The 12,269-nt window shown below is 69.8% G+C and carries 14 protein-coding genes; 8 read left to right on the top strand and 6 right to left on the bottom strand.

The features are described 5' to 3' along the window. The first annotated feature begins 171 nt into the window (after positions 1 to 171). Complete coding sequence (locus GXZ33_RS04700) at positions 172 to 1,080, top strand: LysR substrate-binding domain-containing protein (RefSeq protein ID WP_291339728.1); 909 nt, start codon at positions 172 to 174, stop codon at positions 1,078 to 1,080. Here GXZ33_RS04700 and GXZ33_RS04705 read toward each other — a convergent pair. Further along, entirely contained in the window at positions 1,058 to 1,447 is a 390-nt protein-coding gene (locus GXZ33_RS04705) for a DUF202 domain-containing protein (protein ID WP_291339729.1), read from the bottom strand. The genes GXZ33_RS04700 and GXZ33_RS04705 overlap by 23 nt on opposite strands. Next, the gene (locus GXZ33_RS04710) at positions 1,447 to 1,818 is read right to left on the bottom strand and encodes a DUF202 domain-containing protein (protein ID WP_291339730.1); all 372 of its coding nucleotides are present in this window, start codon (positions 1,816 to 1,818) and stop codon (positions 1,447 to 1,449) included. Before GXZ33_RS04710 ends, GXZ33_RS04705 begins: the two co-directional genes overlap by 1 nt. 169 nt (positions 1,819 to 1,987) lie before the next feature. On the opposite strand from GXZ33_RS04710, the gene GXZ33_RS04715 reads away from it, so the two are divergent. Together GXZ33_RS04715 and GXZ33_RS04720 are read left to right on the top strand one after the other, a co-directional pair. Then, positions 1,988 to 2,437 (top strand): thioesterase family protein, encoded by a 450-nt coding sequence (locus tag GXZ33_RS04715; protein WP_291339731.1) that lies wholly within the window; start codon positions 1,988 to 1,990, stop codon positions 2,435 to 2,437. Next, positions 2,434 to 3,057 (top strand): hypothetical protein, encoded by a 624-nt coding sequence (locus GXZ33_RS04720; protein ID WP_291339732.1) that lies wholly within the window; start codon positions 2,434 to 2,436, stop codon positions 3,055 to 3,057. The genes GXZ33_RS04715 and GXZ33_RS04720 overlap by 4 nt, the downstream gene beginning before the upstream one ends. Here GXZ33_RS04720 and chrA read toward each other — a convergent pair. After that, the gene (gene chrA, locus GXZ33_RS04725) at positions 3,054 to 4,244 is read right to left on the bottom strand and encodes a chromate efflux transporter (RefSeq protein WP_291339733.1); all 1,191 of its coding nucleotides are present in this window, start codon (positions 4,242 to 4,244) and stop codon (positions 3,054 to 3,056) included. The two genes, GXZ33_RS04720 and chrA, sit on opposite strands and share 4 nt — an antisense overlap. A gap of 110 nt (positions 4,245 to 4,354) precedes the next feature. Between chrA and ald the strand changes: the two genes are divergently transcribed. Then, positions 4,355 to 5,446: an alanine dehydrogenase gene (gene ald, locus GXZ33_RS04730; RefSeq protein ID WP_291339734.1), complete on the top strand. Its 1,092-nt coding sequence runs from the start codon at positions 4,355 to 4,357 to the stop codon at positions 5,444 to 5,446. On the opposite strand, the gene GXZ33_RS04735 is transcribed toward ald, so the two are convergent. Further along, positions 5,403 to 5,813 (bottom strand): globin, encoded by a 411-nt coding sequence (locus tag GXZ33_RS04735; protein ID WP_291339735.1) that lies wholly within the window; start codon positions 5,811 to 5,813, stop codon positions 5,403 to 5,405. The genes ald and GXZ33_RS04735 overlap by 44 nt on opposite strands. A gap of 23 nt (positions 5,814 to 5,836) precedes the next feature. On the opposite strand from GXZ33_RS04735, the gene GXZ33_RS04740 reads away from it, so the two are divergent. Together GXZ33_RS04740 and GXZ33_RS04745 are read left to right on the top strand one after the other, a co-directional pair. Then, positions 5,837 to 6,613, top strand: coding sequence for an ATP-binding cassette domain-containing protein (locus GXZ33_RS04740; protein WP_291339736.1), 777 nt, complete (start codon positions 5,837 to 5,839; stop codon positions 6,611 to 6,613). A 49-nt stretch (positions 6,614 to 6,662) separates the two neighbouring features. Next, a complete protein-coding gene (locus GXZ33_RS04745) occupies positions 6,663 to 7,847 on the top strand; it encodes a cystathionine gamma-synthase (RefSeq protein WP_291339737.1) in 1,185 nt (394 codons plus the stop codon). 107 nt (positions 7,848 to 7,954) lie between these two features. Here GXZ33_RS04745 and GXZ33_RS04750 read toward each other — a convergent pair whose 3' ends face one another. Then, a complete protein-coding gene (locus GXZ33_RS04750; protein WP_291339738.1) occupies positions 7,955 to 8,896 on the bottom strand; it encodes a DMT family transporter in 942 nt (313 codons plus the stop codon). Positions 8,897 to 8,951: 55 nt separating this feature from the next. Between GXZ33_RS04750 and GXZ33_RS04755 the strand changes: the two genes are divergently transcribed. Continuing rightward, positions 8,952 to 9,671 carry an SDR family oxidoreductase gene (locus GXZ33_RS04755; protein ID WP_291339739.1) on the top strand — a complete coding sequence of 240 codons (720 nt, stop codon included), beginning with the start codon at positions 8,952 to 8,954 and terminating at the stop codon, positions 9,669 to 9,671. Here the strand turns inward: GXZ33_RS04755 and GXZ33_RS04760 are convergent. Continuing rightward, complete coding sequence (locus tag GXZ33_RS04760) at positions 9,668 to 11,593, bottom strand: FAD/NAD(P)-binding protein (protein ID WP_291339740.1); 1,926 nt, start codon at positions 11,591 to 11,593, stop codon at positions 9,668 to 9,670. The genes GXZ33_RS04755 and GXZ33_RS04760 overlap by 4 nt on opposite strands. A 294-nt stretch (positions 11,594 to 11,887) precedes the next feature. Between GXZ33_RS04760 and GXZ33_RS04765 the strand changes: the two genes are divergently transcribed. Further along, on the top strand, positions 11,888 to 12,142 hold the full coding sequence (locus GXZ33_RS04765) for a GntR family transcriptional regulator (RefSeq protein ID WP_291339741.1): 255 nt from the start codon (positions 11,888 to 11,890) through the stop codon (positions 12,140 to 12,142). The last annotated feature ends 127 nt before the right edge of the window (positions 12,143 to 12,269 follow it).

The following is a 12,269-nucleotide window of genomic DNA, read 5'->3' on the forward strand; positions in this document are numbered from 1 at the left end:
GCCGAGGGTGATGACGTGTGGCTTGCTCAAGGTTCCTCCAGTGGTGGGATGAGTGACTGTGGCGCCGGACCGGAAGTCGGGCGAAAGAGATATGGATCACCCCATTCCCCCCGCTAGGAAAGGAAAACTTGTTCTTTCTGTCGATTAAACTAAGTTGAACTTATGTATGCAGTGACCCTCAGGCAGCTCGAGTACCTTGTCGCCGTGGCGGACTCCGGCACCATCGCCGATGCAGCCGTCCGGTGCCTCGTCTCCCCCGTGGCGGTCGGCCAGGCGCTCACGGATCTGGACCGTGCCCTGGGGGCCCAACTGACCCGCCGGCGCCGGGCCAAGGGCGTCACGCTCACGCCCGCCGGGGAGGCGGTGGTCGAGCGGGCGCGCATCGTGCTGCGCGAGGTGGCGCAGCTGCCCCTGGTCATCGACGCTGAATCGGAGCGCCGCGCCCGACGCCTGCGCATCGGCGTGTTCGCCTCCCTGTCCACCTGGGCGGTGCCCTCCCTGCTCAAGCATTTCGCGGCGACGGCCCCCGAGGTGCAGGTCGACTACGTCGAGGGCGACATCGACCTGTTGCGCCGCAGTCTGGACCAGGGGGAGATCGACATGTTCCTGGCCAACCGCAATCAGCTGCCGGGGGGTGGGGCCGGACTGCAGGTGTTCCCCATCCGGGTGGTCCGGCCCTTCGTGCTGGTGGCGGAGCACCACCGCCTCGCGGGCCGGGACGGCATCCGTTTCGCGGACGTGGCCGGGGAGAATTTCGTGCTCCTCGCCCTCAACCCGGCGCACCAGCTCATGACGGATGTGCTCGCCAGCTACGGGCTCGCCGACAACGTCCGGTGGAAGTCCCGCAACGTGGAGACGGTCAACGGCATCGTCGGCAGTGGGCTGGCGATCGCGCTCCAGTTCAGTTTCGGGCTCGACCGCCTGTCGCTCGACGGGGAGCGTCTGGTGTCCGTCCCTGTGCTCGACCCGATGCCGGAGAACGTTGCGGTGGCGTGCATTCCCGAGGGGATGAAGGTGTCCGTCCTGGTGGACGAGGCGATCCGGTACCTGCGGGACTTCACCCCGCGGACAGGACGCTGACGTCGGTCGTCGGTTCCACGCCGCCGGGCAGGGGGATGAGCACGAGGGCGACGCCCCCGAGTCCGAGGAGCACGAGTGTGGCGGTGACGATGAGCACCGAGGTTGTCTTCACAGGTGCGGCGTCCCGGTTGACGCCTTCGAGGGTGTCCCGGTAGCGCCGCGACTGGGTGAGGGTGATGCCGAGGCAGAGCAGGAGCAGGGCCCCGATGAGGAGGAACACCCAGATCCCGTAGGAGGTGGTCCACTTGAGCAGCAGCATGGACACCAGGGCCAGTTCGATGGCGGTGCGGGTCCAGGCGAGGTTGCTGCGCTCGGGGAAGGAGTTGCCGCTGCCGGGGCCGTCCCCGTTCTTCTGCAGGTCGGACATCAGAGTATGAATAGCCAGAGGGCCACCGCGGAGGCGATGACCACGGCGGCGCTGACCAGCAGCAGGGGGGAGGCGGCGGGCAGGGGGTGGTCGCGGCGCATGGCGCGCTGGATGCGGATCCAGCGGAAGGCGGCTCCGACGGCGATGGACATGCCGATGAGGATGACGAACGCGGACAGGGCGGCGCGGACGTCCGCGGAGACGGCCTCGACGGGGAAGGCTCCGAGGGCGATGCCGCCGGCGAGGAAGGCCAGGGATGTGCGGGTCCACGCGAGGAAGGTGCGTTCGTTGGACAGGGTGAACTGCGGGTCCGGTTCCTCTCCGTCGGGGAAGAGGCGGCGGTCGAGGCGGGTGCGTCCCTCTGTATTCATAACCGGAAATTCTATCGGAATTAACCTTGTGTTCATATAGTTGCGGGGCAATAAAGGCCACAAGTGTCGGAACCCGGACAGTCGTATAGATTGGACGGAGCACACCCCGCAGGTCCCAGGCAGTTGGACCCGCGATGACCGGAAGAGGGACAGCACACGCATGTACGGCATGACCGCTGATCAGAACACTGCACTCCACGTGACCACCGTCCCCGTGCGGTGGTCGGATTTTGACCGTTACGGTCACATCATGAACGCGAACTACATCGAGGTCGCCCAGGAGGCGCGCCTGCAGTTCGCGGATGAGGAGTTCACGGCCCGCGGCCACGACTTCGCCGTCTTCGTCCGCCACCTGGACGTCGATTACCTGCGTCCGGTCCTGCCGGACACCACGGAGCTGGTCATCGAGACGCAGGTCGTCGAGATCGGCAACACCTCCTTCACCACCCGGCAGGAGATCAAGGACCGGCAGGGCCGCATCGCCTGCATCGTCGAGTGCGTCCAGGTGGCCATCGACCTCAACACCGAGCGCCCGCGTTCCATCACCGAACTCGAGATGAAGATCCTCACCCGCGCCGAGGATCTCGACCAGCTCGAGGCCGGCGACTCCGACAAGTGATGCAGGAGTCCCTGCGGATCCTCGACGGCGCGGCCGGTCTGCAGTCACTCATCGGCCGGGCCACCGACCTCGACGCCTCCGCCTCCGTGCGTTTCCGCCAGCTGGGTGACTGGGTCGACGTCTTCGTCACCACGCCCTTCCAGGTCGTCGCCTCCCGCCGTATCCAGGGGGAGGCGTCGCGGGACGGCGCGGTCGTCTCCGCGGTGGAGCTTCTCGACGCCCTCCGGGCCGGCACCTCCACCATTGGTCCGGCCCGCGACCCGAACTGGCCCGGCGCGCTGCCCCCGGCCACCGGTTTCCAGCTGCTCGACGAGGTCCCGGTCGACGTTGTCCGCGACCTGGCGGACAAGGGGCAGGCTCTCGCGCGGCAGTTCTCGGGACCGCTCGGCCCGCCGGCCAGCCTGCTGGACCAGACGGTCCTGACCGTCACCGGGGAGGCCGGTACCGCGGAGATCCCCATGCGCACGATCTTCACGTGCACCTCGCTGGGGCTCATCCCGGGTTTCGCGGCGCCCCTCGACATCCCCCGTCATCTGCGCGTGTCGCAGGTCGGGCGCTGGGTGCGTGTCGATGCACCCTTCGGCACCGTCTACCGCTCCAGCACGCTGTCCCTCTTCTAGAGCAGCACCCAGCCGGCGAGCGCCGCGAACAGCGCGATCGACCACGGCGGGAGCTGCCACTTCGCCAGGCCCAGCCAGCACAGCGCCGCGATCGTCAGGGAGGCGGTCCCGGTGACGCCGTGGGTGAGCACCGGGTCCCACAGTGCCGCCCCGAGCAGGCCCACGACGGCCGCGTTGACGGCGGTGAAGGCCGTGCGCAGGGCGGGGGAGTGGCGCCAGCGGCCCCAGAAGTGCAGGCCCGCGGTCATGAGCAGGGCGGAGGGCAGGAAGATGGCGAATGTCGCCAGCAGCGCCCCGGCCCAGCCACCGTCGACGGCCCCGAGGAAGGACGCGAAGGTGAACAGCGGACCCGGCACGGCCTGCGCGGCGGAGTAGCCGGCGAGGAACTCCGACTGGCCCAGCCAGCCCTCGGCGACGGTGAGCTGCTCGAGCAGCGGCAGCACCACGTGGCCGCCACCGAACACGAGGGAACCGGCCTGGAAGTAGGCCGCCAGGCGGGTGACCAGGTAGCCGCCCACCGCGCCGGCCCCGAGCATGAGGCCGGCCAGCAGCACGAAGAAGAGCCCCAGTGCGATGACCGCCGCCCGCGCGCTGACGGGCCGGACCTCGTCGAGGCCGGAGCCCTCCGTCGGGGGATCCTCCCGGCCGCGCAGCAGCACCAGGCCCAGCAGACCGGCGACGAGGATGACGCCGACGTGGGTGAACGGGCCCGGCACCGCCAGGACGATGAGGCCCGCGAGGACCGCGATCGTGGCGGTGAGGCGCGTGTCGGCCATGTTCTTCGCCATGCCGGCCACCGCGTGGAAGACGACGGCGACCGCCGCGGCGAGCAGGCCGCGGATCCAGCCCTGCTCGGCGTCGACGCCCGTCGTCGACAGGAGCAGGCCGAACAGCGCGAGGATGAGCGCGGAGGGGGCGGTGAACATCACCCAGGCGGCGAGCATGCCCGGCCAGCCCGCCCGGTGGTAGCCCAGGGCCATGCCGACCTGCGAGGACGCCGGGCCGGGCAGGAACTGTGCCACGGCGACGATGTCGGTGTAGGAGCGTTCGCTCAGCCACCGACGCCGTGCCACGAACTCCTCCCGGAAATAGCCCAGGTGGGCCGTCGGGCCGCCGAAGGCGGTGACACCCAGGAGCCCGAAGCTGCGGATGACCTCACCGATGTCTCTGTCTGCCGAATTCTTCACGTCCGACATGGTAGGGCGGGGCGTCGGAAAGCGCCTGACGAGTGCGACAGCAACCATTTAGCAGGCGGTTCCGACGAGCGCCTGACGGGCGCCTAGTAGAGTCAGTGGTCATGCGTATCGGAATCCCGAAGGAAATCATGAACATGGAGGGCCGCGTGGCCCTCAGCCCGCTCGGGGCAGGCACCCTCGTAGCCGACGGCCATGAGGTGGTTGTTCAGGCCGGGGCGGGCGAGAACTCCTCGTTCACCGATGCGGAGTATGCGGCGACGGGCGCCCGCCTCGTCGACACCGCGGAGGAGGCCTGGAGCGCCGAGATGGTGCTCAAGGTCAAGGAGCCGCTGCCGGAGGAGTACGGCTTCCTCCGCAAGGACCTCATCCTGTTCACCTACCTGCACCTCGCGTCCTCCCGGGAGTGCACGGAGGCGCTCTTGGACGCCGGCACCCTGTCACTCGCGTACGAGACCGTCCTCGACGCCCGCGGCGGCCTCCCGCTGCTCACCCCGATGTCCCAGGTGGCCGGCCGTCTCGCGGTGCAGGAGGGTGCGCACCACCTCATGAGCTCGAAGGGGGGCCGCGGCGTGCTGCTCGGCGGCGTGCCCGGCACCGCCCCGGCGAAGGTCGTCGTCCTCGGCGGTGGCCAGGTCGGTGCGTCGGCCGTCGCGATCGCGCAGGGTCTGCGCGCCAGCGTCACGGTCCTCGACCTCGACCCCCAGGTGCTCGCGCGTTTCGACGACCTCTACCAGGGCAACGTCCGCACCCTGCTGTCCGACCCGATGACCATCGACACCGAGCTTCTCGACGCCGACCTCGTCATCGGCGCCGTCCTCGTCGCCGGCGCGAAGGCCCCGACGCTGGTCAGCGAGGACCTCGTCTCCCGCATGAAGGACGGTGCGGTGCTCGTCGACGTCGCGATCGACCAGGGCGGCTGCTTCGAGCCCTCCCGCAAGACCTCGCACGAGGACCCGACCTTCGAGGTCCACGGCACCCGCTTCTACTGCGTGCCCAACATGCCGGGTGCGGTGGCCAACACCTCGACCCGCGCGCTCACCTCGGCGACCCTGCCCTACGTCCGCGCGATCGCGGCGGGCGGGGTGGACCGTGCGGTGGACAACCACCCGGGTCTGGAGCCGGGCATCATGACCCGCGACGGCCGTCTGGTCAGTGAGCCTGTGCGGGCGGTGTTCCCGGATCTTCTCGGTTGATGAGCATCGCCGCCACCCGCTCCATGTGATCCCAGATCTGGTGGCGGTAACCGGCGGGGATGGTCTCCTCGTCGATGCTGTCGAGTGAGACCTTCATCAGCTCCAGCCAGCGGATCGCGGCGGCGCGGTCCACGGGGAACTGGTGGTGGCGGCGGCGCAGCATGGGGGCGCCGCGCTGCTCGTTGAAGGTGGTCGGCCCGCCCCAGTACTGCGCGAGGAACCACTTGAGGCGGTTCTCGGCGCCCTCCCAGTCGTCCTCGGGGTACATGGGCCCGAGGATGTCGTCCGTCTTCACCTGCGCATAGAACCCGGCGGCGATCCGGGAGAAGGTGGCGTCACCGCCGACCGCGTCATAAAGGGAACTCATGTGACCAGTCTAGGCTGGCGGTCATGTCCCACGCCCTCTCGCTTCTCGACGCCACCGTCCGCCGCGGCTCCACCCACCTCATCCGCGACATCACGTGGGAGGTGCCCGTCGGTTCCCACTGGGCGGTCCTGGGACCCAACGGTGCAGGCAAATCCACGGTCCTGCGGCTCTCCGGCGGCTGGTGGTACCCGTCGACCGGGACCGTCGACATCCTCGGCGAACGCCTCGGCCGGGTGGAGCTGCAGCGTCTGCGGCGCCGCATCGGCTGGGTCGACCCGCGCCAGCGCCTCGGCGACCACCCCGTCTCCGAGCTGGTGCTCTCCGGCCTCACCGCCTCCAACGGCCTGCTCCCGCGGTGGGAACCGGATGACACCGAGCTCGCCCGCCTGGAGGAGCTCCTCGCACTCACGGGCATGGACACCAAACGTGACCGGCGGTGGTCGGCGCTCTCCCAGGGCGAGCGTGCCCGCACACTCATCGCCCGGGCCCTCATCATCCAGCCCGACCTCCTGCTTCTCGACGAACCCACCACCGGCCTCGACCTCCCCGGCCGGGAGAGACTGCTCGGTGTGATCGACCGGCTGCGCGCAGCGCAGCCCCACCTGACGACGGTGCTGGTGACGCACCATGTGGAGGAGATCGCGGCGTCGACAAGCGATGTCCTGCTGCTCAAGGACGGCCGTGTCCTGGCCTCCGGACCCGTCGACGAGGCGCTGACCTCGGAGAACCTCTCCGTCCTCTACGACCTGCCCGTGTCCCTGGAGAAGGTCCACGACCGCTGGTTCGCGCTCTGCATATAATTCCCGGGCGTTACAGGAAATGTGAACCGCTTGGTCTATAGTGGCCGACATGACCCACGGACTTTCTGGTTTCTCGTCTCGTTCCATCCATGCCGGATACGAGCCTGACAGCCTCTACGGCCCGATCAACACGCCGATCTACGCGTCGACCACCTTCGCGCAGGACGGCCTCAACGTGCTGCGCGGTGGTTTCGAGTACACCCGCTGCGGCAACCCCACGATCGACGCCCTCGAAAAGACCGTCGCGGCCCTGGAAGGCGCACAGTACGGCCGCGCGTTCTCCTCCGGCATGGCCGCCACCGACGTCATCCTGCGCATCCTCCTGCGCCCCGGTGACCACATGATCCTCGGCCACGACGCCTACGGCGGCACCTGGCGCCTCATCGACGAGGCCTTCGGCCAGTGGGGTGTCGAGTACACCGTCGTCGACACCACCGACGTCGCCGCCGTCGAAGCCGCCCTCCTGCCGAACACCAGGCTGATCTGGCTGGAGACCCCGACCAACCCGGCGCTGTCCATCACCGACATCGCCGCGATCGCCGCCATCAAGGGCGACGCCGCCCTGGTCGTCGACAACACCTTCGCGTCCCCGTACCTCCAGCAGCCGCTGGCCCTCGGCGCCGACCACGTCCTGCACTCCGCCACCAAGTACCTCGGCGGCCACTCCGACGTCGTCGGCGGCCTCGTGGTGACCAACTCCGCCGAGTTCGACGAGCAGCTGCTCTGGTTCCAGGGCGGCGTCGGCCCGATCCCCTCGCCCTTCGACGCCTACCTCACCGCCCGCGGCATCAAGACCCTGGCCGTGCGCATGGAGCGCCACTGCGACAACGCCGAGGCCATCGCCGCGCACCTCGAGACCTCCGACCAGGTCGCCACCGTCCTCTACCCGGGCCTGGAGTCCCACCCGGGTCACGAGGTGGCCAAGAAGCAGATGAAGCGCTTCGGCGGCATGATCTCCGTGCGCTTCCACTCCGAGGAGGCCGCCCGCGTCTTCTGTCTCAACACCAAGCTCATCTGTCTGGCCGAGTCCCTCGGCGGCGTCGAGTCGCTCGTCGAGCACCCGGCCACCATGACCCACCAGTCCGCCACCGGCTCCCAGCTGGAGGTCCCGCGTGACCTGGTGCGCATCTCCATCGGCATCGAGGACGTCGAGGACCTCATCGCGGACATCGACGTCGCCCTCCAGGCCGTCGCGGCCGCCGACGCCGCCGCTGAGGCTGCTGTCGAGGCCTGATCGCCGGAATCACATGTTCGGGAGGAGACGTTCGGACCCGCCCGTCCCGGGGCAGCACACGTTCGGGACGAGTCTCCCTCCGAACATGTGAATCCGCTGTTGTGCGGCTAGACCAGCCGGATCACCGCCACACCGACCACCATGAGCGCCAGGCCCACCGCCTGGAGCAGGGTGGTCGGTTTTCTCTTCGCCCCCAGCAGCCCGAAGTGGTCGATGAGGAGGCTGCCGACCATCATGCCGAGCAGGATCGTCATGACGGTCAGACCCGTGCCGATGACGGGGGAGAGGTAGGCGTTGCCGAAGACGAAGGCCGCGCCGAGGAAGCCGCCGATCCACATCCACCACGGGTTGCGGCGGTGCCCCTCCGGGAGCGTCAGGCGCCAGGGGGCGCGGGTGGCCAGCACGATGAGCAGCAGCGTGGCCACCCCGAAGGTGAAGGACACCAGGGCTGCGCCGACCGCGGAGCCGAGGGCCACGCCGAGCTGGCCGTTGATGGCGGTCTGGGTGGCGGAGAACATGCCGAACACCACGCCGGCGATGCGCCAGGCCCACAGACTCAGCCCGGAGCTGGAGCCGGTGCTGAGGCGCTGGTCGGGCCGCAGCAGCACGTCGACCGCGCCGATCGCGCCGAACACACCCAGCACCAGCAGGAGCGCCCCGAGCAGACGGGTGGCGTCGAGGCTGTGGACGGGGGCGTGGAACAGCCCGAAATGGTCGATGAGCAGGCCCATGATGACCTGCCCGGCGATGGGCAGCACCACCGTCTGCACGGAGCCGAGGCGGGGGAAGAGGAAGATGTTGCCCGTCAGGACCACGACACCGAGGACACCGCCGGCCCAGATCCACGCCGGCAGGGAGGCGGCGAGGGAGGGTTGGGGCAGGTGGCCGTCGATGAGCAGGACGGTGACGAGCAACGCCGCGAACCCCACCGAGAATGACACCAGTGACGCCAGGAACGGCGATCCGACCGAGAGCCGGAGGCGGGAATTGGCGGACGTCTGGATGGGCATGACCAGTCCGACCAGCACGCCGAACACCACTGCAAGCATGAGTACCTCCTCGGGACAGCGTAACCGGGGGCGGAGTCCGGCTAGAGTCCATGGTATGACCGAAGCAATTGCCGTCGTTACCGGAGCCACGGGTGGCATGGGCCGTGAGATTGTCGCGGACCTCGCCCGTACCCATCATGTCTACGCCCTCGGGCGGGATGACACCGCCCTGGCGGAGCTCGGGGCGCTGGCCAACGTCACCCCGGTCAACTCCGACCTGGTGGTGGATCTCCTCGACTCGACCGAGGCGCCCTCCGCCGTGCAGCGGCTCGCGGAGCTCACCCGCGTGGACGTGGTGGTGCACGCGGCGGCGATCGCGGAGAAGTTCAGCGTCGAGTCCGCCGGGGTGGGGGACTGGCGTCACGCGATGGACCTCAACGTCCACGTGCCGGCCGAGCTCACCCGTCGGCTGCTGCCGGCGGTGCGGGCCGCGCAGGGCACGGTGGTGTTCATCAACTCGGGCGCCGGGCGCGGGTCCTACGGGGACAACATCGTCTACGCCGCCACGAAGCACGCGCTCTACGCGCTGGCGGACGGTCTGCGGAAGGCGGAGTCGAACGCCGGGGTCCGCGTGACGACGGTCGCGCCCGGCCCCACCGACACCCCCATGCTCGAGGGTCTCTACGCGCAGGATGACAAGCCGTACCGGGCGGAGCACTTCATCGAGCCCGCCGAGATCGCCCGCGCGATCCGCATGGTCGTCGACGCCGGCCCGAGCGCGCAGGTCACGGAGGTGGTGGTGCGCCCGCGCATCGAGGTGGGCGACCGGCGCTAGGCCGGCACCCGCGCACCCAGCGCCACGCGCAGCGCGGTGCGGGAGGCCTTGTCCGTCTCCTGCAGCAGGAGGGGGTCGGTGCCGGGCATCGGCGAGATGAACGTGTCCGGCATCTGCCCCCACGTCGGGATGCCGAGCAGCATGACCCGCGGGTCGGGTTCCCCGTCCACGCCGATGAGCAGGCGGGACTCCGGGTGGACCTCGGGGGAGGGGCCGGGGGCGGGGGTGCCGTCGGCGGCGGTGAGGGCGTAGGGGCGGGCGCGGTGGGCGTCGAGAAGCGCGATGAGCAGGGGGTCGGCGGGGCGGCGGACGTCGGGGTTGTACATCCAGGCGTCGATGAGCACGCCCGCGTGGACCTGGTCTGTCACGCTCGCGGACGTCGCCGTGAAGCCCTCCGCCCCGACCCGGATCTGCGGGGCGGCGCCGAGGAAGGAGACGAGGCCGGCGTCGACGAGGGCGAGCAGCTGGCGGCTGCGGAACAGCGGCGGCCCGGAGCCGACCATCTGCCCGAGGCTGACCATGGTGGCGTAGAGGCCGTCGCTTGATTCGCGGGTGTAGCGGTCCTCCGCGCCGAGGACGGAGACGAGTTTGCGGGAGGCGTTGATCGACCACAGCGCGGCCTTGACGGGGCTGTCGGCGCCGTCGAGCGCATCGCGGATGTCGGCTGCCATCCGCTCCCCGAGGTGTGCGGTGAGTTCGGCGCGCGTGCCCCGGAACCCGGCGAGGGGTTCGGTGTAGGTGCGCAGGGTGAAGGGCTCGGAGGTGTGCTGCTCCATGAGCTTGTCGACACCCCCCAGGTCCCCCGTGATCCCGCCCGCCAGGAGGAGCTCCTCCAGGGCGGCGGCGAAGTCGTCGGCGGGCAGGGTGACGGACTCCGGGCGCACGCGCGCGAGGGTGCGGTAGTAGGCCTCGTAGGTGTCGGCGACGACGGAGGGCCAGACCTGGGTGTCGAAGCAGATCCGGTCGGCACCGCGGAGTTCGGCCATGGCCTTCTTCAGGTGGCGGCGCGGGGTGCGGGGGCCGAGTCCGCCGAAGACGGGCTTCGGCAGGTAGGGGTAGCCGCGGAAGGAGGTGACCACAAGGTGCGGTTCGCGGCCGGAGGGTTCGTAGCGCAGGCCGGAGCGGGTGTCCGGGTCCTCGATGAAGCGTCCGCCGCGGTCGATGGTGAGCAGCGCCATGGTGTCGAAGAAGCCCATGCCCAGGCCGCGGACCAGCACGGTGCCGGACCCGGGCACACGGTGCACGCCCTGGTCGACGGGGTTGCCGGGGCGCAGCCAGGTGTGGCCGGAATCCGCCAGTTCCTGCTCCGCGGCGGTGAGACCCGGGGTCTGCCAGCCGAGTGCCAGGACGGTGGCGTCGGCGGTGAGGGTGGTGCCGTCGGAGAGGGTGAGCAGGTCGGCGTCGGGGCCGGTGGCGCGGAGGTCGACCAGGCGGGCGTCGTGACGCAGGACGGTGACCGACTCCGGCAGGAGGGCCAGCGCGACGTCGAAGACCCAGCGCAGGTAGGCGCCGTAGAGGGCCCGCGTCGGGTGCGAGTCCGGGCGGGTGACGGCGGCCTCCTCCGCGAAGGCGGCGGCGACCTCCGGCTGCGGGGGATGCTCCGCGAGCAGCCGGGCCCGGGGTCCCTCGATCTCCTCGCCGCGCAGGTGGCGGATCCACTCGTGGAGGGTCGGGCCCTCGACGACGGGGGCCTCGACGGAGGATCCCGGCTCGGTGAACAGGGTCGCCGCCCCGGAGAGGGTGTTCATGCACATGGTGCGGGACTGCTCCGTGTCCCAGACGCGGCCGGCGCCGTGCTGGGCGTCGTCGATGAGGTGGAGGGTGAGGCGGGTGCCGGGCGGCAGCTGGGCCGCGAGGCGCTCGACGACGGAGATCCCGCGGGGACCCAGTCCGACGACGGCGATGGTGGGGGAGGGGGACACGGCGTGCTCCTGGAGAGGAAATTCAGTGAATGGCGGATAACTAAGGGCAGTGTACGTGATGTGGGACACACTGGGAACGTCCCGGAACAACTGCCCCGCCCCCGTTCGGGCGGGGTGGGGATGTACCGCCCTTGACCGGCGTTCAGCACATGCGCCGGAATTTCATGCAGGGGGTGGGGGTGAGCAGCGCAAACGGGCATGTAGGGAAAGGTGAATGTTCCGATAGGGAGAAGGGATAAGCGCTGTCAGCACTGCTTATGCGGTGTTTTCTATGGATGTGGCTATTCTGGAGTGGTGAGTTCCCCGTCCCGCCGACCCCCGGCGTACCTTGCCATCGCCGATGACCTGCGCGGTCGCATCGAGCGGCATGACCTGAGCGACGGGGACAGACTGCCCACCGAGCGTGAACTCGTGAAGGAGTTCGGCGTCGCCCGCATGACCATCCGTCACGCACTGGACATCCTCCAGATGGAGGGCCTCATCGAACGCCGCCGCGGCCGCACCGGCGGCACCTTCATCCGCTCCCTCCCCCCCCGGTCGTCGAACTGACCTGCATGGAGGGGATCATCCCGCAGCTGCGGGCGCACGGCCTCGACGTCAGCTCCGAGATCCTCGACGCCGATCTGCTGCGCGCCAGCACCACCGTCGCCGAGGCCCTCGACATCAGCGTCGGCGA

Origin of the sequence: Corynebacterium sp., from assembly GCF_012838985.1 — a bacterium.
Classification (GTDB): Bacteria; Actinomycetota; Actinomycetes; order Mycobacteriales; family Mycobacteriaceae; genus Corynebacterium.